Source organism: Runella limosa DSM 17973 (genome assembly GCF_000482465.1).
In the GTDB taxonomy this organism is placed as follows: domain Bacteria; phylum Bacteroidota; class Bacteroidia; order Cytophagales; family Spirosomataceae; genus Runella; species Runella limosa.
On record NZ_AXVJ01000025.1, the window covers coordinates 21,656 to 45,179 of the forward strand.

Annotated in this window: 18 protein-coding genes; 13 read left to right on the plus strand and 5 right to left on the minus strand. The window is 45.2% G+C overall.

The window, feature by feature from the left end:
- Positions 1 to 11 precede the first annotated feature (11 nt).
- Positions 12 to 359, minus strand: coding sequence for a winged helix-turn-helix transcriptional regulator (locus tag K339_RS0100100; RefSeq protein ID WP_028521779.1), 348 nt, complete (start codon positions 357 to 359; stop codon positions 12 to 14).
- Between the two features lie 391 nt (positions 360 to 750).
- On the opposite strand from K339_RS0100100, the gene K339_RS0100105 reads away from it, so the two are divergent.
- Positions 751 to 1,515 carry a type 1 glutamine amidotransferase domain-containing protein gene (locus K339_RS0100105; RefSeq protein ID WP_028521780.1) on the plus strand — a complete coding sequence of 255 codons (765 nt, stop codon included), beginning with the start codon at positions 751 to 753 and terminating at the stop codon, positions 1,513 to 1,515.
- Positions 1,516 to 1,787: 272 nt separating this feature from the next.
- Here the strand turns inward: K339_RS0100105 and K339_RS0100110 are convergent, their stop codons facing one another.
- A complete protein-coding gene (locus K339_RS0100110; RefSeq protein WP_028521781.1) occupies positions 1,788 to 2,165 on the minus strand; it encodes a GxxExxY protein in 378 nt (125 codons plus the stop codon).
- A gap of 151 nt (positions 2,166 to 2,316) precedes the next feature.
- Here K339_RS0100110 and K339_RS0100115 point away from each other — a divergent pair, with 151 nt between their 5' ends.
- On the plus strand, positions 2,317 to 3,255 hold the full coding sequence (locus tag K339_RS0100115) for a bestrophin family protein (protein WP_028521782.1): 939 nt from the start codon (positions 2,317 to 2,319) through the stop codon (positions 3,253 to 3,255).
- Positions 3,256 to 3,274: 19 nt separating this feature from the next.
- On the plus strand, positions 3,275 to 3,895 hold the full coding sequence (locus K339_RS0100120) for an NADPH-dependent F420 reductase (RefSeq protein ID WP_028521783.1): 621 nt from the start codon (positions 3,275 to 3,277) through the stop codon (positions 3,893 to 3,895).
- A 98-nt stretch (positions 3,896 to 3,993) separates the two neighbouring features.
- Here K339_RS0100120 and K339_RS0100125 read toward each other — a convergent pair whose 3' ends face one another.
- Entirely contained in the window at positions 3,994 to 4,221 is a 228-nt protein-coding gene (locus tag K339_RS0100125; RefSeq protein ID WP_028521784.1) for a hypothetical protein, read from the minus strand.
- A gap of 159 nt (positions 4,222 to 4,380) precedes the next feature.
- On the opposite strand from K339_RS0100125, the gene K339_RS0100130 reads away from it, so the two are divergent.
- The 3 genes from K339_RS0100130 to K339_RS0100140 are packed head-to-tail and all read left to right on the plus strand — an operon-like array spanning position 4,381 to position 7,573.
- The gene (locus tag K339_RS0100130; RefSeq protein ID WP_028521785.1) at positions 4,381 to 5,643 is read left to right on the plus strand and encodes a sensor histidine kinase; all 1,263 of its coding nucleotides are present in this window, start codon (positions 4,381 to 4,383) and stop codon (positions 5,641 to 5,643) included.
- Positions 5,644 to 5,661: 18 nt separating this feature from the next.
- Positions 5,662 to 6,393 (plus strand): response regulator transcription factor, encoded by a 732-nt coding sequence (locus K339_RS32165; protein WP_037298749.1) that lies wholly within the window; start codon positions 5,662 to 5,664, stop codon positions 6,391 to 6,393.
- Positions 6,394 to 6,445: 52 nt separating this feature from the next.
- Positions 6,446 to 7,573 carry a DNA alkylation repair protein gene (locus K339_RS0100140; protein WP_028521786.1) on the plus strand — a complete coding sequence of 376 codons (1,128 nt, stop codon included), beginning with the start codon at positions 6,446 to 6,448 and terminating at the stop codon, positions 7,571 to 7,573.
- Between the two features lie 11 nt (positions 7,574 to 7,584).
- On the opposite strand, the gene K339_RS0100145 is transcribed toward K339_RS0100140, so the two are convergent.
- Complete coding sequence (locus K339_RS0100145; RefSeq protein WP_028521787.1) at positions 7,585 to 10,695, minus strand: cyclic nucleotide-binding domain-containing protein; 3,111 nt, start codon at positions 10,693 to 10,695, stop codon at positions 7,585 to 7,587.
- Between the two features lie 105 nt (positions 10,696 to 10,800).
- On the opposite strand from K339_RS0100145, the gene K339_RS0100150 reads away from it, so the two are divergent.
- The 4 genes from K339_RS0100150 to K339_RS32175 are packed head-to-tail and all read left to right on the plus strand — an operon-like array spanning position 10,801 to position 18,720.
- Entirely contained in the window at positions 10,801 to 12,168 is a 1,368-nt protein-coding gene (locus K339_RS0100150) for an ATP-binding protein (RefSeq protein ID WP_028521788.1), read from the plus strand.
- The gene (locus K339_RS37810) at positions 12,168 to 14,288 is read left to right on the plus strand and encodes a sensor histidine kinase (RefSeq protein ID WP_037298751.1); all 2,121 of its coding nucleotides are present in this window, start codon (positions 12,168 to 12,170) and stop codon (positions 14,286 to 14,288) included. Before K339_RS0100150 ends, K339_RS37810 begins: the two co-directional genes overlap by 1 nt.
- An 11-nt stretch (positions 14,289 to 14,299) precedes the next feature.
- Positions 14,300 to 16,492 (plus strand): ATP-binding protein, encoded by a 2,193-nt coding sequence (locus tag K339_RS37815; protein ID WP_028521790.1) that lies wholly within the window; start codon positions 14,300 to 14,302, stop codon positions 16,490 to 16,492.
- A 35-nt stretch (positions 16,493 to 16,527) separates the two neighbouring features.
- Positions 16,528 to 18,720, plus strand: a complete 2,193-nt coding sequence (locus tag K339_RS32175; RefSeq protein WP_037298754.1) for a sensor histidine kinase — start codon at positions 16,528 to 16,530, stop codon at positions 18,718 to 18,720.
- 59 nt (positions 18,721 to 18,779) lie between these two features.
- On the opposite strand, the gene K339_RS0100170 is transcribed toward K339_RS32175, so the two are convergent.
- The gene (locus K339_RS0100170; RefSeq protein WP_028521791.1) at positions 18,780 to 20,096 is read right to left on the minus strand and encodes a hypothetical protein; all 1,317 of its coding nucleotides are present in this window, start codon (positions 20,094 to 20,096) and stop codon (positions 18,780 to 18,782) included.
- A 149-nt stretch (positions 20,097 to 20,245) separates the two neighbouring features.
- Here K339_RS0100170 and K339_RS0100175 point away from each other — a divergent pair, with 149 nt between their 5' ends.
- The 3 genes from K339_RS0100175 (at position 20,246) to K339_RS0100185 (ending at position 23,461) form a co-directional block, all read left to right on the plus strand.
- Entirely contained in the window at positions 20,246 to 20,974 is a 729-nt protein-coding gene (locus K339_RS0100175; RefSeq protein ID WP_028521792.1) for a hypothetical protein, read from the plus strand.
- Positions 20,975 to 21,089: 115 nt separating this feature from the next.
- Positions 21,090 to 22,415, plus strand: coding sequence for a M20/M25/M40 family metallo-hydrolase (locus tag K339_RS0100180; RefSeq protein WP_028521793.1), 1,326 nt, complete (start codon positions 21,090 to 21,092; stop codon positions 22,413 to 22,415).
- Positions 22,416 to 22,438: 23 nt separating this feature from the next.
- Positions 22,439 to 23,461, plus strand: coding sequence for an alpha/beta hydrolase family protein (locus K339_RS0100185; protein WP_028521794.1), 1,023 nt, complete (start codon positions 22,439 to 22,441; stop codon positions 23,459 to 23,461).
- Positions 23,462 to 23,524: the final 63 nt, after the last annotated feature.

The window sequence follows — 23,524 nt, forward strand, 5'->3', positions numbered from 1 at the left end:
GCTAATGCGGGTTATTTGTCGGTAATTCCCATTTCCTTCATCAACTCTAAGCCGTAATTCCGAATCGTATTAACAACCTCGATGGCTCGTAACCCTCTCTCCGAAATCGTGTATTCAGTTTTTGGTGGAACTACTGGATATACTTTGCGAGTAACAAACCCATCTTCTTCCAACTCACGAAGCTGGGTGGTGAGCATCTTCTGCGAAATGTGAGGAATATCTTTCTGCAATTCACTGTACCGCATCACTCGGTCTTTTAAGCGCCACAAAATCGGCATTTTCCACGTCCCGCCAATGCGGTCCATCGCAAACTCTACAGGATTGTAGTACATTTTGCCATTGTATCTAAAATCTCCCATTTTGAAATTGTATCACGTAGTTAGTAAACCTATCTTCAAACAGGTTGAATGTATCAAAATATAGAGTGCTATTCATTGCTCCAGAGGAGCTACATCTTAGTAGAAAAATGAATAAAATCCACCACAAAGCCCCATCGAGGCGGCCGACGTTCGGTGAAAGATGTCACCCCGATGGGGCTTTTGGAGTGTCTCTGTATCTCTTTTTCTACTAAGATTTAGCCTCGCTGAGGCTACCTTTTTAAATGTATTTAACCTGATCTTCAAAGATAAATATACATCCTCGTAATTCTATACATACTTTTTAGTGCGTATCGTACAAAAAAGTGGTACACATGGTTTTGAGTGTTTGAGGAAACAATTTTGCCTCCATAAACAACCAAAACACATCACAATGATTACAGAAATTAACAGCTACGTACATTTCCACGGCGCGCCTACCAAGGGTAAAATTTTAATGGTGGCTAGTTCGCCAAGTGTCTCACAACAAACAGGTTGGCCGATTGGCTTCTGGGTAGCAGAGCTCACCCACCCTCTTCGTGTATTTCAGGAAGCAGGCTACGAAGTAGAATTGGTATCGACCGAAGGTGGCAAATTGGAGATGGATACGTATTCCAATCCAACCGATGCCAGTGGGTATTCTGCTCACGACGTGATTTCGCTCGGCTACATGCAGCAGTCGTGGTTTAATGAAATGCTCACCAACACCAAAAAACTAACCGAAGTAAAAGCAGACGAGTACGATGCTATCTTTTTGGTAGGCGGACAAGGCCCGATATACACCTACCGAGGCAACCACGAACTAGAGAAACTTTTTGCTGATTTCTACGAAGCGGGCAAACCAAGTGCCGCCGTTTGTCACTCGACGACGTTGTTGCTCGAAGCTAAAAAATCGAACGGAGAACTGATTGTCGCAGGAAAAACGTGGACAGGTTTTGCCGATGCTGAAGAAGAATTTGCGGACCAAGCCGTTGGCATGAAAATTCAGCCCTACCGCATCGAGACGGAAGCTCAAAAATTGGCAGGAACGACCTTCAAAGTCGCCGCTCCCTTCTCTTCGTACGCTATCCAAGACGGAAATTTGATTACGGGTCAACAACAAAACAGCGGAGCCGCCGCAGCTGAGTTAGTCGTCAAAGCGTTGGAAAAAAAAGTGTAACCCGCTGATTACGCAGAAGGAATACCCACTGAACCACGCTGAATTTGTCAGCGTATATCTGCGAAAAAATCAGCGTAAGTCTGCGGGCAAAAAAACTTAACCCGCTGATTACGCAGAAGGAATACCCGCTGAACCACGCTGAACCTGTCAACGTATATCTGCGAAAAAATCAGCGTAAGTCTGCGGGCAAAAAAAACTTAACCCGCTGATTACGCAGAAGGAATACCCGCTGAACCACGCAGAACCTGTCAGCGTATATCTGCGAGCTAAGATTACAAACCATTGACTTTTCGAAAAATACTCTTTGAAATTTCATCGGTATTGAAATTCACCAATATACCAAGTTTCATTCCAGAAAGCTTTAAGTAGGTAATAACCTGTTTGTGGTGTACATCCAAAAGATTCTCAACGGATTTGAGTTCGATAATAACCTTATTTTCAACCACAATATCTAAGCGATAAGCAATGTCCACCTTTACGTCTTCATAAATCATTGGAAGAGTCACTTGGTTACTAACCGTCAAACCGTCCTTACGAAGCTCATGTGCTAAAGCGACTTCATACGCACTTTCTAAAAGCCCAGGTCCTAAATTTTTATAGACTTTGAAAATGCAGCCTCGTATTCTATATGAAATATCATTTTCAGTCATTATTGTCAATGTTTTGGTTAGCTTATGACTGGCTTAAAATAAGAAGGTAACTCCGATTAGAAGCGTTGATTCACTTTAACCAAATAGGAAGAAAGAAATTTAGAATCACCCGTAAAACAGGAATTTTCCTACGAATTTAATTTTAAACACCATGATTCTTCGCAAAGTTTTTAATCCCATTGCCGTTGCTCGTTACATGCGTACCGAATTACTTGCTTCGGCGGGTCTTTCTGTCGCTGTTTATTTTTTGTACCACAACCAGCAGCTCGAAAAAGTAGTTTTCCCATTTTCCGTTGCGGCCATTTTAGGAAGTGCCTTGGCCATTTTTTTGGCTTTTCGCAACAACAATTCCTACAGCCGCTGGTGGGAAGCCCGTACGATTTGGGGAAATATTATCAACAATAGCCGCATTTTTGCACGCCAAATCATCGCCAATGCCGACAACGCTGTGGCCATTGGCAAGGCATCTCAGACCTTAGCTGATGACTACAAAAAAGAATTGATTTACCGTCAGATAGCCTTTGCCCATGCGCTGCGTTTACATCTTCGTCGGCAAACTAGCTGGGAAGAGCTTTCATCGTTGCTTTCTCCAAAAGAGATAGAAATCCTTGCCAACAAGTCAAACAAACCCAATTATTTGCTTCAAACTCAGGGCATTCGTATCAAAGAGGGAATGCGTTCAGAGCTTTTGGGGGCTTTTGACAACATTAGTCTCGAACCTACGCTGGCAGGCTTCAACAATTTCCAAGGAGCTTGCGAACGCATTAAAAATACGCCTCTTTTGCGCCAATACCACTTTTTTACCAAATTATTCATGGTGGTATTTATGGCCATTCTTCCGTTTTCTTTGATTGGTGATTTCAACAAAATGGGCATTCCTGAGCTAATGATTCCAGTGAGTATGCTCGTTTCGTTTGTATTTGGGGTAATGGGCAAGGTAGGTGAGGTCAACGAAGACCCGTTTGAAAATCGAATTACGGACGTTCCGATGACCTCTATTTGCAATACGATTGAGCGAGACTTGAAAGAAATGTTAGAAGAACGTAACTTACCCCCTAAGGTTGAGCCAAAAGATGGATTTCTATACTAATGAAACTACTAATTGAAATATGAAAATCGCAATTATCGGTTCGGGCAATGTCGGCGGGGCATTAGCTCAAAAGTTTATCAGCGCGGGTCATACTGTCTTAATGGGTGCCAAATTCCCGTTGAGCGACAAGTCAATTAAGCTCGCCACCAAAATCGGTGAAGGCCATTTTACAAGCATCGAAAGCGCCGTGCAACAATGCGACGTCATTGTGCTTGCCACGCCTGCCCCTTTGGCCGTAGAAGTAGCTCAATCGCTGGGCGATACCACGGGCAAAGTCATCATTGACACCATGAACATCGTGATGGGACGCAGGCCTGCGGGCTTCAACAACACATCCGATGCCATTTTGGCCAACACCACCACCACCGACGTAGTGAAGTGTTTCAATACCACAGGTTCCAACAATATGCTTGACCCGCACTACGGAGAACACGCCATCGACGCATTTGTGGCGGGAGACTCTGAAAAAGGGAAGGCCATCGCTTCTCAATTAGCGCTGGATGCAGGTTTTGGCGCTTGTTATGACGTAGGTGGAAATGATAAATTTCAACTGATGGAACAATTTGCGTTTTTCTGGATCAACCTTGCCATGTTCAAAGGCCAAGGCCGCGAAGTTGGTTTTAAGCTATTGAGGCGATAATAAACATTTCTTTATAACCCAAACGCCATCTTGCGGATCCCCCACAAGATGGCGTTTTTTAAATAAGTGCGAATCAATCCGCGCCATTCAAAGTTAAATTACAACTTCGCGATGGCCTTCGATTTTGCCAATTTTCCTATTTTGGCAGAAGCCGTTTTTGTGCATGAAGTTTGGCATTCTTTGTTTTTAGCTGCCGTTTCTTCTTTGTCGCAGCGGGCAGTTTTGCAACACTTCGACTTATCGCAGCAGTTAGGAGTGGATTGAGCAGCAACTTCTGCCGAGGCTACGGCTACCAAAAACAACGCGGACAAAAGGACTTTTTTCATACTTGAAATACGTTAAAGAGTGATAAATTAATTGGACTGTTTTGACCCTACAAAGGTACGGCAGCCTACCCATTGCTTGGTGTCATCGGGCTGTTACCCACTTGTTATCAAGTTGTTATTTTCAGTCTGTATTCTGGAATTGGGTCGTACATTTGTTGTATGAAAATCCAACGAAACAACATATCCGTCATCCTTATTGCATCGGCGTTGGGGGGCATTGCACTAGTGGTCATCCAATTGATTTGGATGCGGCACTCGTGGCAGCTCGCTGAAGAAATTTTTAACCAACGCGTCTCCATGGCGCTTTGTGCTACCATCGAAACTTATAAAGGCGGGGCATTGTGCGCGGGTAGTCACTGTTCCATTTCAAAAAATTCGGAAACGCTCGTCATGACCAACGTCAGTCACTTACCCGCTGGATTGGTTGATAAACCTGATTTTCGGGCCGAGTTGAACAAAACATTGGCTTTTTATCAAATTGATTTAGACTATCAGTTGAGCCTTTCTTCCACCAAAAAATGCCAGCCCAATATGTATCAAACGGCCGTTTCATTGCCTTCGTTGAATGGCAAAGAAGCTTACTTGCGCATGAGTTTTCCCAACAAAAAAAGCTTCATCCTACGTAGTATGAACGTGATGATGCTCGCCACCGTGGTGATTCTGATTTTTGTGACGGTAGTATTACTACTCGTCAACTGGTCGTTGATGAAGCAAAAACGTTTGTTACAAACCAACGTTGACTTCTTTAATAACATGGCGCACGAGTTCCGAACTCCACTCAGCAATATTGGACTGGCCGTGAGCATGTTATCAAAAAAACACACCGAACTGAAAGACAACCAACTGGTAGAAGTGATTCGTCGTGAAAACAAAAAATTATTGCAAGAAGTGGAGCGTGTGCTCCATTTGGCCAAAGTAGAAAATGGCGACTATGCCCTCGAAAAAGAACAGCTATCGGTCGAACACTTACTCCAAACGGCCGTCGATAGTTTGGTCATGCCCATTACCGAGCGCCAAGCGAATGTGTCGCTAGAAGACATCCCTCACGACTTATACATTTGGGGAGATAAACAGCACTTAACCAGCGTTTTTCGCAATCTTCTCGACAACGCACTCAAGTACACAAAAGAACGCCCGTTGATTCACATTTCGGCTAAAACCGACGAACAAGGCGTCATTGTCGCCATTCAAGACAACGGAATTGGGATTCCGTCCCACCAGCGCGAAATAATTTTCGAGAAATTTCAACGCATCCACCAAGGCGACCAACACTCCGCCAAAGGGTTCGGGTTGGGCCTTGCGTATGTCAAACGCATGATTGAGCTGCACAAAGGTTTTGTACGGGTTAGCAGCGAAGAAAATCGCGGAAGTAAATTTGAAGTCTATCTTCCTACGGTACTAAACACGGGTTTGCCCCTGTAACAACCTAACCGCTTAACCATGGAACAAAAACCCAAAATTTTGTTGGTCGAAGATGATTTAAGCATGGGCTTTTTGCTCACGGAGTTTTTGGAAGACAACGGCTTTGAAGTTAAACTTTGTCGCGATGGCGAAAGTGGTTTTACTGCGCTTCAACGGCATCCGTTTGACCTCTGTATTTTTGACGTTATGATGCCCAAAATGGATGGTTTTACGCTGGCACAGCACTGTCAACTTCAAGATAGCCAAACGCCGTTTTTGTTTTTAACGGCTCGTTCACTCAAAGATGACAAATTGAAGGGGTTTGCCCTTGGTGCCGAAGATTTCATTACCAAGCCTTTTGACGAAGACGAATTGTTGTGCCGCATCAAAGTGCTTTTACGGCGTCAACTAACCACTGTGCCTCCAGCGACGACCTCCCTTCAACGCTTTGAACTTGGTCTTTACCTGTTTGATTATTCGCGCCAAGAACTTACCTACCAAAACGAAACGTGGCGCCTCACCGAAACCGAAAATGAAGTATTAAAACTGCTCTGTCAGCATAAGAATCAAATCCTCCGCCGCGAAGATGCCGTCGAAAAGATTTACGGTAAAAAAGATTATTTCTTGGGGCGTAGCTTTGATGTTTTTATCTCAAAATTGCGCAAAATGCTCCAGCATGACCCCCGCATTAGCATCGACAATGTCTTTCGGGTAGGTTTTATTTTAAATGTACAAACCGACGCTATTTCGCCCATTTCTTCCGAGGTTTAGCGCTTCTATTTGTATCTTTGTAGGTCAACAGCCTTACAAAAACAAATTGCTCATGGAAGAAAGATTTTCCCTCAAAGACCACCTATTCAACCCTTCGAAGGTGGCGTTTTTGGCCCGTTCCATCGCCAACGTACATCCTGCTTTTGAGCAAGAAAAATTCCAAAAAGAGGTCGTTCAGGCTTTTCCCCAGCTAGAGTTAAAAGAGCGAATTGCCCACATTCGTCAATGCCTTCGCCACTTTTTACCTGCTGATTATCAAGAAGCTACTGCCGTCTTATTGCAAGCGCTTCCTACTCCTTTGAACGAGGAGCTCACCGACAATGATTTTGGGGATTTTATCTACGCCCCGTTTAGCGATTTTGTAGCCAACTACGGCTGTTCCCGCGAACACCTTGCTTTTTCATTGGAAGCCATCAAAGAAATCACGAAACGGTTCTCTGCCGAATACGCCATTCGGTTCTTTATCAACGCGTTTCCTGAAGAAACGATGGCTACGTTGCTCCAATGGGCTAACGATAGCAACTACCACGTTCGGCGGCTATGCAGCGAAGGAAGTCGCCCCAAGCTGCCTTGGGCGCAAAAAATCCATACTTCGGCCAACGACGCCCTGCCGATTCTCCACCAACTTTACGCCGACAACACCCGTTTTGTGACGCGCAGTGTGGCCAATCACCTCAATGATATTGCTAAAATTGAGCCTGAATTGGTACTGGAAACGTTAAAAAATTGGCAAGCCTCGGATCGCCAGTCGGAAGTGGAAATGAGCTTTATCACCAAACATTCGTTACGAACGTTGATAAAAATGGGCCATCCCGAAGCACTTCGTATGTTGGGTTTTGGCAACAGTGCCAATATTCACCTCAGTGCATTGCAGTTTAACACACGCGCAAAAGTAGGCGATACGCTCTCGTTTTCATTTGAACTTAGCAGCAACGAAACCAAAACCGTTGCGGTGGACTATATCCTGTATTTTCAGAACAAGCAAGGGTTGATGACCAGCAAAAAAGTCTTTAAATTACAAACCCTTGTGCTCTCGCCTAGCGCTCCCCAAACACTGTCGAAACGCCACGTTTTTCGTCCCAACATGACTACGCGGCAACTATACGCAGGAATCCATCAGATTGATATTCAAGTCAATGGAACAGTGTTGAACTCGTTTCAGTTTGAGCTGGAAGTGTAGAAAAGTGAGATTTACTTTGTCGAAAGCTGGCGCAACTTGGTATTTTGGGTACGAATCCGTTGGCAAAGAATTTTGATGATGTTCCGAAGCACCTCCCCACGTTCGTCCATCAAATCGTAAAAATCACCTTGGTCGATGCGGAACAATTGAACATCCGATAGCGCCACTACGCCTGCCGAACGTGGTTCCGCATCCAACAAGGCCAATTCCCCAAATACATCGCCCCGTCCAAAGCGGGCCAATTGTACTTTTCCGTCGTAAATGCCCACTTCGCCGTCGTAAATTACAAACATACTGGTACCCAAATCGCCTTTTTCGAAGATGGTTTGTCCTTCGTGGTAGCTCACTTCACGCATGATGGGAGCAATGCTACTCAACACATTTTCGGGAGTTTCGGCAAAAAGCTCCGTGTTTTTCAAAACCATAACTCGTTCCGTGATAGAAACGGTAGCAGTAGCAGAAGAATGACTCATAAGGCGTAAATCGGGGTATTGAAATAAGGTTTCGGGCGGAACTCCTCGCAATGCCAACCGAATTGTCCAGTCGGTAAAATAGCGCGCTCCGTGCCGCAAAATATATTCTTTGATGGGTTCTTTGGCGGTATAAGCTCCTACATGAACGTCAATAAGGCGGATTTTATCGGCCTCCGTAATGTTGTCAAGCAAGGTATGCAAACTTGCGTACACCTGACGTGGAACGACATTTTGGAGTAGTTCGAGTGAGTTGGCACGGCGCTCTTTCGAACTGTGCAATAAGCTTGTCTGCGTACTTACAATCGCCTCTTGGTCATATTGCTGCATGAGCAACCCAAAAATACGCTGAATAAGTACCTCTTGTTCGTAGTTAAGACTGTTTTTAAATTCAACGCTTACCTCCTCGCTCGTCGAGTGAAGGAGCCGTTGTGCCAATAAAAATTCTTCTTTCAATAGTTGTTCAAAAACTGCCGTTTTCCCTTTTGCATTGGGATAATTGCGCAGTGCCTGCAAAGCCGAAGTTCGGATAGCCACGTCGGGGCGTTGAACCAACTCCACCAACAACGCATGGGCCTCTGCCGACTGCATTAGTCCCGCCGTCACAATGACGCGCTGGGTTATTGCCAACGATTTAGCCGAGGTTTCTAAAGCAGCCAGTACAGATATAGCTTCTAATTTGGCCAAGCTTCGTGCTGCTTGTCGCCAGTATTTTTTTTCATTTAATAATCCCGCCACTTGTTCGGTCAGCGCTGGATCGTTCAACCTGCCTGCTGTCTCAATAGCTGCCATGACTACTGCGGATTCAGGCTGTTTTAGTGCGTTACCTATCAGTTTACAGTGGGTTGACAAGCCCAATTCTTTTACAATTTCGAGGGCGGCCAACTGACTTTTCACCTGCTCACTTTGCAGCATCGCTTTGAGTGCCGTCTGCCCTTGTACTTGTTCAGGATGGGTGGTCAATAACCCAAGCAATGCCCCTTTTCTAACCACCAAATCGTCGTGGTACAAAAACTCTACCGCCGCCGATTCGGAATCTTTACTCAATACATACGCAGCCTTCTCCCGAACACTCGCTTCTACGTCGTGCAAAATCATCATTCGAAGCTGGGCTGGTTTGAGCTTTACTTTAAGCTGATCGGCAATGTCAAGGGCTTTCACCCGAATACGTTCGTTGGAATGTCCAACCAACTCAGTCACGTACCGATACAGGCGATCTGATGACACACTTTTGGGGCGATTGGCCACCAACCACTCAATCGCGTTGATAACTTCCTTAGGTTTATCACTTTGTAAGTTTTTCAACACCGCATGAACGGCCTCATCGGGGACGGCCAAATCTTCCGCCGCCATAAAACGTTTGCTCAACGCCTCTTGCAACGTAAGCACGTATTGGCGGTACGTTCTCCTCAAAAACCACAAGGAAAACAAAGCCCCAATCACAATTTCCTCTACCAAAAACCAGTCGCCTCCTTGCCACAAATGATGGCTCAAGTACAGCATCAATCCCCCAATTCCTAGTCCCAACGGCTCATAAAACCCCTTGGCCAGGGTATGTCCGCGCAGGCGTTGGTGGGTAGAAAGAGGTTGAAAAAGTACCAAAAAAACGGGATCAAAAAGCGCCCGACGCACGACCTCAAAGCCCAAATAAACAAAGCAATAAGCCACCAATTGCACCGACACGTCGGCCTCCGTGAAGAAAATCACGCCTAATGCCATCGACACCAACAACCCTCCCACGGGCAGTAAGGCCAACATTCGGTTGATACCAAAGTATTCAACCGTTTGGCGAGACACAATCAGTTTGACGAACGTTGCCAGTAAATACGTGAGAGCCAACACAATACCGAGGTATTTCATTACATCGGCTTGGCTGTGAAGTTTGTATTTAACATTAATAAAAAAGGCGTATTCAACCCCCGTAGCCATGATGGCTACTGCCGTCAGGCTCAAGCACATCGCAAAAATCAACTCGCTTCCTCCAAACAACTGCGCAATGAGTCGCGGCAATTGGGTGCGGCGGACGGGAGCGTGGCCGTGTTCGGTAGCGACTTTGTGCGACCGAAACGTTTGCACAGCGGTGTACATGGCTGCCCAAAAGAAGCCAAATGCCAACAAAAGCAGCACCAACAACTCGGTATGCCCGTGAATCAATACTGCCAACACCCCGCCGAGGGCTTTGGCGGGCATATCTCCCGCACTGATGACCCCAAACAGGCGTTTGCTTTGACGCACATCAAACACAACCGCCGAAACACCCCAAAATTCAAGATTTGTTAATAAATAAATCGCTCGAAAGCCCACCATAATGGCCACCGCTGCTACCACCGAATGACCAAAATAAACCAAGGCCAAAATAACTGCGGTCAGTGCCAACACTGCCCAAAGCACCCGAATCACGAGGCGGTCGAGCAGCAAGTGGTGTTCAAAATAACTGTATATTTTTCCCACGAGCATCATTCCTACGGCCGAAGCCATGTACGCCAGCGGCAAGCTCGTTTCTGGGTGATTTTCAAGGAGAATGACGTTGGCCGATACGTAAATAAGCATCGTCCCAAAGCCTAAAAAAAAGTGGTGCAAGAAAAACAATCCGACGGTTCGGACTTCTTCAGCCCTGATGCCTAACGAACGATATAGTGGGTAAAAAGACATAGCGAGTAAGCAATATTGGACAAAAATACAGATATTGGACAAAAAACAACTTATTGCGACCTTTGATATAACTTATTCCTAACAAAACCTCGTTCGGTCACAGTTATGAGCTTTATCCTCCCTTTTCTGGTGGCTTTCTTTTTGCTGCCTTTTGTTCAAAAGTTTTTACAAACCGCCGAACGACTCCCTGAGTGGCATCAACGTATCCGCATTGGGCGGCTTATTGCCTTTGGTTTATTGTTGGTGGAGGTTGTGACCGACAGCGAAAAGCTTTCACCTCCCGTCTTTTTTGGTCTGCTTATTTTGGTGGCAGGGCCTGCCTATATTTTAAAAGAAGAAGTTCCGAATGCCCGTTTACTGTTTTGGATGATAGTACCGCTGGGTGTTGTTTTCTTAATTGACAACTTGGCCGAATACTGGATGCCCAATTTCTACGAAAGTTACGATTTCTTCTTTCAAACGGCCAAATCCATCGTTTTTGTGCTCAGTTTTGTGCTTGCTATTATTGCCCGAAACCAACAAAGGGAATTTAAAAAGCAACAACAAAAACTCGTCCAAGAAGAAGAAAACAACCGAATACTGGAGGCCAAAAAACTGGATTTGGAATACCAAGTAGCCGAGCGTACCGCCGAAATTACCAAACAAAAAGAGGAACTTCAACAAGCCCTTGAGCACCTAAAAGCGACCCAAGAGCAACTGATTCAATCGGAAAAACTGGCAAGTTTGGGGGAACTCACGGCAGGTATCGCCCACGAAATTCAAAATCCGCTCAACTTTGTCAACAACTTCTCCGAAGTCTCCGTGGAGCTGTTGGACGAACTCAAAGCCGAGCGAGCCAAAGCCAAAGAAGAGCGCGACGAAGAGTTGGAAGAAGAGATTTTGGAGGATATTTTTCAAAATTTAGAAAAAATAAATCACCACGGAAAGCGGGCTTCGAGCATTGTTACGGGAATGTTGCAGCACTCGCGGGCCAGTACGGGCAAGAAAGAACCCGTCAACCTCAATGCCCTCGCCGACGAATATTTACGCCTAAGTTACCACGGATTACGCGCCAAAGACAAATCATTTAATGCTAAAATGAACACCTTTTTTGACGAGTCTTTGCCCAAAGTCAACGTCATTCCACAGGATTTTGGACGGGTATTGCTCAACCTTATCAACAACGCGTTTTATGCCGTACAAGCCCGAAGCAACACCCAGCCCGAAAACTATATGCCTACCGTGACAGTTAGTACCCAAAAAACTGACCTTGGAATCATCATTAAAGTAGGCGACAACGGAACGGGTATTCCAGAAGAACTCAAATCCAAAATTTTCCAACCTTTTTTTACCACCAAACCTACTGGACAAGGCACGGGGCTGGGATTGAGTCTAGCCTATGACATCGTCACCAAAGGCCACGGTGGCACCATCGAACTCGACAGTGTTGAAGGAGAAGGAACAACGTTTACCATTACTTTACCCGCTCATTGATGAAGTACTATTTATTCATTTTTCTTTTTTGGATTACCACACGCGTCGATGCGCAGATTTCTTCTCTCCAAGTGGATTCTCTGCCAGCAACTGGTGTCCCCTTTGATAAAGGCTGGAGCTGGCGGCCAGAAAATGCCAAAGATACCGTTTGGAAACCCATCGACGTGTCCTTGCCTTTTTCAGAAAACCCTAATTTTGCTTCCTCAAAAGTCAGTTGGTTGCGGCTTATCCTGACAATAGATTCCAGCTTGTGTCAACGCCCGCTTGCCCTCCTCACTCGCCAGACGGGAGCTTCCGAGATTTACTTAAACGGAAAGCTCATTCGTCAGCTGGGAAAAGTAAGCGAAGACCCTACCTCCGAAATCACATCTTCGACGGCCTTGGGCAGTATTTCCTACCTTGTTTTTCCCAAAACAGGAACTTATACCCTCACCGTTCGGCATTCGTACACCAGCAGTCCAACGTTTTTTCAAAAGTTATTTCCTTCAAAAAAGGTGATGTTTGAAGCTACACTGATTGAGCCAACGGGGCGTTTTGAAAAAGCCTTCCAATCGGGTAGATACGTCGCTTGGTATAATTGGTCATTGGCGGGATTGTTTCTGGTCATGGCGGTTTTGCATTTTATCCTTTATCTTTACAATACAACCAAAAGCTACAACCGCACCTTTGCCCTGTGTCTTTTGTTTGCCACCCTGCATTTTGTGGTAGGCGATGGCTTATTTGGCATCAGCCATCCTTTTACCGCCTCACTTCTCACTTTTGCTTACAGTCTCTTTATTTCACTTTATATACTCATCCTTTGCTACACCATTATCAGCTACTTACAGCAGCCAATTTCTTGGTTTTTTAAGGTGTTAGGCGTAGTTTTTCTAACCGTTACTTCGGTAAGCATTCTTACCCCCGACGCTCCGCTTACCCAATACATCTATTATGGAAGTATCCTTGGATTGTTGGTAGAAGTCGTCCGAAAAGTTGTACTTGCCCGTAAATCCAATCAACGCGACTCCCGTTCTCTGATTCTTTCTTTTGTCTTAATGATTGTTTTTTTGAGCGCTCGTTTGCTCATCATTTCGGGAACAATTCAGGTCGGTTCGGTGCAAAACTGGGCCAATTTCTTAATGATTGCTTTTTATGCCTGTACTCCGCTGACGCTTTCCATGTTGATTGCGCGTAGCATTTCAACCACCGAAAAAGAATTGCAATCAAAGCTAAAAGAGGTAGAAGAATTATCTTTGGAAAAACAACGCATTCTTTCTCAGCAAAATGACTTGCTTGAAAAACAAGTAGCCGAACGAACCTCTGCCCTCACCCAATCGCTAAAACACCTAAAAGCCACCCAACAACAACTGATTCAGTCGGAAAAACTGGCGAGTTTGGGCGAACTTACGGCGGGTATCGCCCACGAAATCCAGAACCCGCTTAACTTTGTCAATAACTTTTCGGAAGTATCGGTAGAACTGCTCGACGAGCTCAAATCGGAACGTACAAAAAAAGAGCGCGACGAAGAACTTGAGAATGAGATTTTGGACGATATTTTCCAAAACCTAGAAAAAATAAATTACCACGGGAAACGCGCATCGAGCATTGTCACGGGGATGCTCCAGCACTCGCGGGCGAGCACGGGCAAAAAAGAACCGATTAATCTCAACACCCTCGCCGACGAATATTTGCGCCTGAGTTACCACGGATTACGCGCCAAAGACAAGTCGTTTAATGCCAAAATGAATACCTTTCTTGATGAATCTTTGCCGAAAGTAAATGTCATTCCGCAGGATTTTGGACGGGTCTTGCTCAACCTCATCAACAACGCATTTTATGCGGTGCAAGCCAAAGGAAAATTAGAAATCAAGGACTATTCCCCCACGGTTTCGGTACATACTCAAGCCACCGAGCAAGGAATTGTCATCAAAGTAGAAGACAACGGAACAGGTATTCCAGAAGAACTCAAATCCAAAATTTTCCAACCCTTTTTTACCACCAAACCCACAGGACAAGGCACGGGTTTGGGGCTAAGTTTGGCCTACGACATCGTCACCAAAGGCCACGGAGGAACCATCGAACTCGACAGCATTGAAGGAGAAGGAACGACGTTTATCATTACTTTGCCAAATCCTTCTTAACCTCATTTTTTATGAAGCATTTATTTAAAGTTTTTCTTTTCATTTTAATCAGTTGTCAGGCATGGTCTCAAAGCCGCGCCCCTATCAAAAGCATTTCTGCTGACGGTAACTCTCTATCTAAATTTTGGAAATGGAAAGAAGGCGACAACGCGGAGTGGGCAGCTCCGTCGTTCAATGACTCTACGTGGAAAGATGCCCCCGTTTTGTACAAAAATATCAGCCATTTTCCCGAACTGCGCAAAGCCCAAATTGGCTGGTTCCGCAAGCCTCTTCGCGTTGATTCGAGCCTTGCAAAAAAGACGTTGTTCCTAAACATTGAGCAAATGGGTGCCTCGGAGATTTACCTTGATGGAAAATTACTCCACAAGATTGGGATCGTCAGCACCGACCCTGCCGTAGAAAAAACCAAAGTACTTGCCGAATTGCTGCCCATCACGCTTCCAGACACGCTACCGCACGTTTTGGCCGTTCGTTACTCGTTTACGAAGCGCAATTTTTATTTTCCAGGCACAGGCCAAGAGATTTTTAAAATCAGACTTCATGACATTAATCGCTGGGGAGGTTCTTTTTATCGGGATAACCTAGAAATGAGTCGAGCGCTGGCATTTTGCATTGGCGTTTTCTTTATTTTTAGCTTATTGCACTTTCTTTTTTATTCAACCAATCGCCAGCAAAAGGTTAGCTTATCGCTGGGATTTACGTTATTATTCTTTGGTATTTCGTTCTTCGCTGACTTTCTCGACGACCATATTACCACCATTAGTGGCCACGAAATCAATGAGTTAATCACGCTGATTACGCTTTACCTTGGCCTTCTTCTCATCAATGTCTCGCTGTATCTCTACCTCGATCAGCCCTTCAAGTATTTCTTTTACCTTCAAGCAGGGCTCATGGTATTGGCCTTGACATCCACGATTTTTGACATCACGTTCCCTTTTGAAACTCAAACTTGGCCTTTCTTCGTTTTGTTATTTGTTGATTTTATTCGGGTCAGTATCCTTGCCGACCGCCGACGCCACCCCAACGCCAAAGTGCCCGTCAATACCCTCATTGCGATGGCGGTTTGTATCGTGGTGTTCTTTGCGGTCTCCATTCTTTTTGGGATGTTGGCTTACAGCATTGACTCAATTCAATCTACTAGCGAATATTTCTTGGTCGTTTTAGGCATTTTAGCCCTCATATTTGTATTGAGTATTCCCGTTGGGCTTTCTTTGTCGTTGGTAAAAGAATACACCCGAACCCACCGTTCATTGCTCAAAAAAATCACCGAAATCGAAGAACTTTCAGCGCGTAACTTAGCCCAAGAACAAGAAAAGCAGCACCTCTTGAGTACCCAAAACGAGTTGCTCGAAAAACAAGTAGCCACGCGTACGTCGGAGCTCAAAAAGTCATTGCTAAGTCTCAAAGCCGCGCAAGCACAGTTAGTTCAGTCAGAAAAATTGGCTTCATTGGGAGAATTGACGGCAGGCATTGCCCACGAGATTCAGAATCCGTTGAATTTTGTCAATAATTTCTCAGAAGTATCGACCGAATTAATCGACGAAATGAAAGAAGAGCTTGAGCGCGGCGATACCGAGGAAGTCAAGGCAATTGCGGATGATTTGCAGCAAAACCTTCAAAAGATTGTCCACCACGGCAAGCGTGCCAGCAGTATTGTCAAAGGAATGCTGGAGCATTCGAGGATGGGTACAGGTGAGCGCCAACTCACTGACATCAATGCCTTGTGCGACGAATACCTGCGCCTTTCTTACCACGGAATGCGCGCCAAAGACAAAAGCTTTAACGCTGAATTTGAGCTCATTACCGAACCTGACCTTCCCCGAATCAGCGTAGTTTCTCAAGACGTTGGACGTGTCCTGCTTAACCTTATCAACAATGCCTTTTATGCCGTCAATGTAACGCGGGCATCTAACCCATCTTTCAAACCCAAGGTAAGTGTGCTCACCGAAAAAAACGACAACCAGCTCATTATCAAAGTCAAAGACAACGGCGCGGGGATGAGTGACAAAGTCAAAGCCAAAATTTTCCAACCCTTTTTTACCACCAAGCCTACTGGCCAAGGCACTGGTTTAGGGTTGTCGTTGGCGTATGACATCATTACCAAAGGCCACGGTGGCAAAATCGAAGTAGAATCGGCTGAGGGTAACGGTACCACGTTTACGATTCGGCTTCCCATAACAACCGCGCCCATTGCTGTTTCCTAGCATTTCCAAACCATTCTTTTCAATACAGCCTTTCCATGAAAAACCCAATTTTAATCCTTTTCTTTTTGCTGTTTTGGGTCGGGACCCAAGGCCAGAATGTAAACACCATCGACAGTATTCCGTCCAAAGGGTTGGTTTTGACCAACGGATGGAAATGGCACGAGGGAGATAACCACGAATGGGCTGACCCCGAATTTGACGACAGCGACTGGAAAATAATTGACCCTACGCAAGACGTCAACGCCATTCCCCAACTCTCTCGAAAGGGATACGGCTGGTTCCGCACCACGATTGAGTTTTCGCCGCTGGTTGCCCAAAAATTAACCACCCTCCAAATCAGCCAAAGTGTAGCTTCTGAGGTATATATCAACGGTATTTTGGCCCGAAAAATCGGTAACATTGACGCCAAACGAGGCATTATACAAGCGGCCAATATTTTCCACAACAACTCCATCGGATTACCTTATTCGGTCAGTTATCCGTTTGTACAAATCGCAGTACGGGTAGCATATGAGCGAAATTCTTTTTATAACCGTGTGGGTTTCAACAAGAACCATTGCTTCCGAGCCACTTTGATTGAAACCGAAAACGCCCCCAAAAGCCAAGCTTACCAGCGCCAACAAAGCGATTACGGTTGGTTTCAGGTCGGGGTCTTTTTTATTCTCACCTTTTTGCACTTATCCTTTTTCTCCCTCTACCGAACCCAGCGCGCCAACCTCTATTTTTCGGGAACAACCTTGGCGCTAGGAATTGCTTTTTTTTGCATTCCCCTTTCTTTTGAGTTTGTCGAAACCCTTTCGCTTTATTTCATTGTCGAGTTTATTCAAACCCTTTCTTTCCCCATTGCGTACCTGTTTTTGATACGTGCCATTTATGAAATTTATCACCAAAAAACAGGGATACTCTTTTGGCTCATTGTCGTTTTTGGGGCGGTCATTATGTTAAGCCTTTTTACCCCCTACTCATTAGGCTCCATTTGGGCCGAGCTCGGCACCGAACTACTGATGACGGCCGAGGTGATTCGGGTGACGGTGGTGGCTTTGCGGAAGCATCTCCCAGGGGCTCGCCTCATCATGATTGGCATGGGGATTTCGTTGGTGATGTTTATGCTGTTTTATTTTGACCTTCTCCTTGCATACTACGGTTTTTCGCCCTTGTTTCCTCAAGGATTTGGAGGTATTTTAACCTACCAAATCGCCGTTCTGTGCGTACCGCTGTCGATTTCGCTCTATTTGGCCATCAGTTTTTCTCAAACCAATAAAGTGCTGATTGAGAAGCTGCAAGAAAACAATACCCTTACCCAAAAAACGCTACAGCAAGAACAAGAAAGACAGCAACTACTTGAAGCTCAGAACGAAACGCTTGAACGACAAGTACGTGAACGAACGTCGCAGCTTGAGCAATCATTGGAGGAATTGAAGGCGGCGCAAAATCAATTGATTCAAAAAGAAAAGATGGCCAGCCTCGGCGAGCTCACGGCAGGCATCGCTCATGAGATTCAGAATCCGTTGAACTTTGTCAATAACTTCGCCGAATTGTCCGTCGAACTTATTGATGAACTCAAAGAAGAAACCCACATTGAAGGGGTGGGAGCAGAAATATTGGCTGATATTTCACAAAATCTTGGAAAAATAAACCACCACGGTAAGCGTGCCTCAAGCATCGTTAAAGGGATGCTGGAGCACTCGCGCATGGGTACAGGTGAACGCCAACCCACCGACATCAACGCCCTTTGCGATGAATATTTACGACTCTCCTTCCACGGAATGCGGGCAAAAGATAAAGCTTTTAATGCTGATTTTCAGATTCATCTTGACCCTACCCTCTCCAAAATCAACGTTGTCCCGCAAGACCTTGGCCGTGTCTTGTTGAATTTGTTTAACAACGCCTTTTATGCCGTCCATCAACGAAACACCGTAGAGACGTTGCATGCAACGTCTCTACAACCCGCAGGTTTCAAACCAACCGTATCGGTACAGACCAAACGCCTTGCAAACGCGGTCGAAATACAAGTCAGCGACAACGGTGGCGGTATTCCGAATGATATTTTACCCAAAATCTTCCAGCCCTTTTTTACCACCAAACCCACAGGCGAAGGCACGGGACTGGGTTTGTCGCTGAGTTATGACATCATCACCAAAGGGCACGATGGAACGTTGGCAGTAGAAAGTATGGAAGGCCAAGGAACGACGTTTACAATAAAACTACCGTTAGATAAGTCATCATAAAAGCCATGATTTGAGTATAACAACCAGTCCCAAAAACGGAAGCATTTGTATTTAATTCATTATTGCAATACCACGATTCGTTCAAAAGGTTCGCTTTGCTGTACTACTTCTTTTGTGGCAGGATTTATTTCCTGAATTATAGCTTTGTAACGTCCCGCAGGAACATCGGCGGGAATGGTAAAGTGAGGTGCCGCTTCATTGGGAATCGTAATCGGAAAACGAAAAACAGATTCAGGTTTTGATTCGTCTGCGTAAGTCATTACATATTTGTCGGTTACGCCATAAATTCCGTAAGGCACTACAGCATTAAAATGCACAGAAATACGCTGATTACGGGCCAAAACCATCGGTTCAGCACTGGGATAGTTACGAAAGGGTAAATTGTTCAAGGCCATAATCATGGTTTGTACTTCGTTTTTTAAAATACTCAATCGGTAGCTGATACCCAAAGGCCGATTGTCTCGAAGAACCTCAACTCCATAATAGCCAGGAGATAAAAGCGAAGGCATAGACAACGTAGCCGCTCGTCCATTTAAGGAATAATTGGCTTGCAACGGAACCGTTGTCCCGTTGGGATAATGTAATCGAAAAGTAACCGTGTTTTCAAACAGATTGATTCCACCAACTGCCAAATCTTTGCCTGCCACTCTATTCATGCTACTCCCAGCACTCATATTTAGGCTAGGTTTACCTTGCAGTATCCTGACCCTAGGCCCTACTTTTAGTTCGGCTCCATCCGCCATCAGGAAAGAAATATCATAATCACCTAATTCAAAGGGAAGGGAAGCCGCAGAGAGTCTTAAAGTATTATGAATGAGTCCAATCGACCCAATTGAATTAAAATTTAACGTGTGTTCAGTCCCAGATTTCTTATTCCTAAAGATAGCCATTTGAGGGACTGCATTGCCAGCAGTATTTTCAGCATCTATGTTGATATAAGAAGAATCTCCAATAACAAAATCGACGAGAGGCTCTGATTGAGTAATTTTGAGCGGAGCACTAGGTGTTGTCTTTATCGTGTATGTTATTTTTCTGTTTGATGTTTTACTTTTAATTCGTACACTCAAGTCTTGTTCGTTGGGGTATTTCATTCTATAGACCCTGCTCAACTCAGTAAGCTCAGAAGAATCATACAGTTGCGCTTCATCTGAAAGTTCTAAAGTTGGAATAAAATGGGTCGCGCTTAAAGCCGCAGGAATTTTGACATGGATAGTCCATTTAAGAGGGTCAATTGTTACATTTTCATCTGGAATGCCAGGGAAATGAATAGCCTTGATTTGTAACTCAGGATAAACACTGGGTTGAGGGCTTTCATTTTTATCTCGGCAACTGCCAAGTACATACAAAAACGATACAAACAGCAGAAAGTTTTTCATAGCAGCCAAGAAGAAATGTGTGGTTAATGTATTGATTTACAAGTACAATTATAAAAATTTTAATAGTATTTTGCAAATATCCAAAAGAGAATCAACTATTTACTAAATCATATTCGCTCAATCTATTTCCCTAAAAAACACGCTTAACGATGAAACTCGAAACCACGCTATTTAAAAGGAGTCACTTCTATTTTATTGGATTTTTTCTGCTGATGGTCATTGGCTTTTGGTTCAGTTATTTTTCCCGATTGCTAGACCAAGCCAATTATCGAATGCACACCCACGGCATCAGTCTGATTTTGTGGTGCGCCATGCTGGTTGTCCAACCCTACCTCATTCGCCAAAAGAAAACGGCGTTACACCGCCAAATCGGGAAGGCTTCTTACGTATTAGTCCCATTGGTCATTCTCACTACCTTGGATTTGCTCAAATTCCAAATTGGCAAAAGCCAGGCGTTAGGCACAATGGAGTATTTCTTTATCGCACTGGTAATCAACGCACTCGTTGCCTTCCTGATTTTATACGGTTTGGGCATTTATTACAAAAAGAAAGCGACCATTCACGCACGGTACTTGGTTTGTAGTGCTTTTCCAATGGTTACGCCCATTACCGACAGACTCATTGGCCATTTTGCGCCTGGGATTCGGGCTTATTTGCCCTTGTTGGAAGGCTGGCCTATTACGCCCGTGGCAGGGTTTATATTGACCGATTTGCTGTTGATAGCGCTTTGTATTTGGGATTGGCGGTCGCACAAACGGCTAAATGTATTTCCGCTTGCCCTGGGGATTCTTTTAATCTATCATTACTCTGTCCTCAATTTTTACAAGTTTCCTTTTTGGCAAACGTTCTGTCAGTGGTTTTTTGAGTTGCGTTTTTGACGTCCCTCCCAAAAAGTCACGTTTGAAAAAATTGAGCCTGCAAAAAATAGCATCTAACAGCCAAACATGTGTAGATTGCGGTAAAATTAGCGTACCATCTTTTTATTTCATCAATATGCTAAATCGTACCTCTACCTTCACATTGTTTACCTTGTTGAGTTGTTTTGTCTTTCTTCCAAAACCTGTGAATGCCCAAGAAAACGGCGAAGGAAAAAGCGGAAAAGTAGAAAGCTCTTATTTGAAAGAAATAGAGCAATTGGCCAAAACCAAACAATTACAAGCCGCGTTTCAGTCCATTCTAGGGCAAACCCAGCGCAACCGAAGCGAGCTTATCATGCTCACCGAAATCCCAGCGCCACCGTTTATGGAAACCAAGCGTGGCGAAAAGTTTGCCACTATGCTCAAAGAAGCGGGTGCTGATTCGGTTTGGACGGATAAGGAAGGAAACGTCCTCGCACTTCGTAAGGGGAAAAAACGCACGCGTACGATTGCTTTTGACGCCCATTTAGACACCGTTTTTCCAATCGAAACCAAGATTAAAGTAAGCAACAATGCCGATACCCTCTTTGCGCCAGGCATTGCCGACAATACCCGTGGCTTGGTTTTATTGTTGTCCGTAGTTAGGGCTTTGGAAGAAGCTAAGGTAGAGACCGAAGCAGATGTACTGTTTGTGGGTTCGGTGGGCGAAGAAGGCTTGGGAGATTTGCGCGGCACCAAGTTTCTATTTACTGACCAAAGTCGCCGCATCGACTCTTGGATTGCCATCGACGGCGGCGATACAGGCACACTTATCAACATGGGTCTAGGTTCGTTTCGTTACCGTGTCACATTTCGTGGGCCAGGCGGTCACTCGTGGGGCGCTTTTGGGTTGGCCAATCCCCAACACGCACTCGGATCAGCGATTCACTATTTTTCCAAAGCGGCGGATAAGTTTACCCGTTCGGGCGCTCGCACGAGCTACAACGTAGGGCGCATTGGCGGAGGAACGTCGGTCAATTCGATTGCGTTCGAGTCCTGGATGGAAATCGATATGCGTTCTGAAATTCCCGAAAACCTCAACATGGTCGATTCGTTACTAAAAGCCTCCATTCAACAAGCCTTGGTCGAGCACAATGCCATGAAGCGCATGGGGCCTGCCTTGACGGTAGAAATCAAAAAAATCGGCGACCGTCCTTCGGGCGAACTTCCCGAAAGTCTTCCGCTCATTCAACGCGCCATGGCCGCTACTACCTATTTTGGGGTGTCGCCTCGACTGACCCGTGGCTCGACCAACTCCAACGTGCCTATTTCCAAAGGAATACCAGCCATCACGCTCGGGCAAGGTGGAAAAACGGGCAATAACCACGCCCTCAACGAGTGGTGGTACGACGAAAAAGACAGCTATAAAGCCATTCAACTTGCCTTGCTCACACTTGTATCGGAAGCAGGTTTGGCCAAATAAATCTACCTAAACGCCAATTCATCATGAGAAAACTCTATTTTGTTTGTTTATTGTTCTTGACAAAGTGGTCATTTGGACAAAGTTCCGACTTAAACGAACGCGTAAAAGCGTTGGAAGACAAGCTCTTATTTATGGAGCAAGGCTTGACCAAGACCATCGACGACCTGCTTTGGTACGAAAAACTGGGCGATGTCGCTATCATCGACAAAGTTCGGTACGCCAGCAAGCCTCCACACGTGGTACGCAACCCCACTGGGCAAGGTGCCTACAATCCCGTGGTTATTCCTGCTTATACTTTTATTCCAAAAAAATACGCTGAGTCGAAAAAATTGCCGTTGATTGTGCTCATTCACGGCGGTGTTCACGGCGATTTTAATACATTTTATGCCCACATTGTCCGCGAAATGGTTGAGCAAGGGTACATCATCATCGCCCCCGAATACCGAGGAAGCACGGGCTACGGAAGCACTTTTTACCGCCAAATCGACTACGGTGCCTATGAAAACGACGATGTGTTGGCAGGAAAACGCTGGGCCGTTGAAAACATGCCGCAAGTCGATGCCGAACGCGTGGGTATTATGGGATGGAGCCACGGCGGGATGATTACGCTCATGAATATTTTTGATCATCCCGAAGATTACCGCGTTGCCTACGCTGGCGTGCCTGTGAGTGACTTGATTGCGCGCATGGGCTACAAAACCCAAAGCTATCGCAACGAGTTTTCATCGCCCAATCACATTGGGAAAGATGCTGCCGAAAACGTGGCCGAATACCGCCGCCGCTCGCCGCTTTGGAATGCTCAAAAACTAAAAACCCCACTTCTTATTCACACCAATACCAACGACGAGGACGTCAATGTACTGGAAGTAGAAGGTCTTATCAATGCGCTGAAAGCCAACGGCAAAAAATTTGAGTATAAAATTTACCAAGAAGCCCCAGGCGGACACACGTTTAACCGCATTGATACAAAATTGGCCAAAGAGTCGCGGCAAGAAATTTATCGTTTTTTAGCCCCCCACCTCACGCCTCCAAACCCCATCAAATAGCCCATTATATTATTTCTCTCATATCTCATCACTCCTCTCTCATATCTCAAATTCAGCCATTGC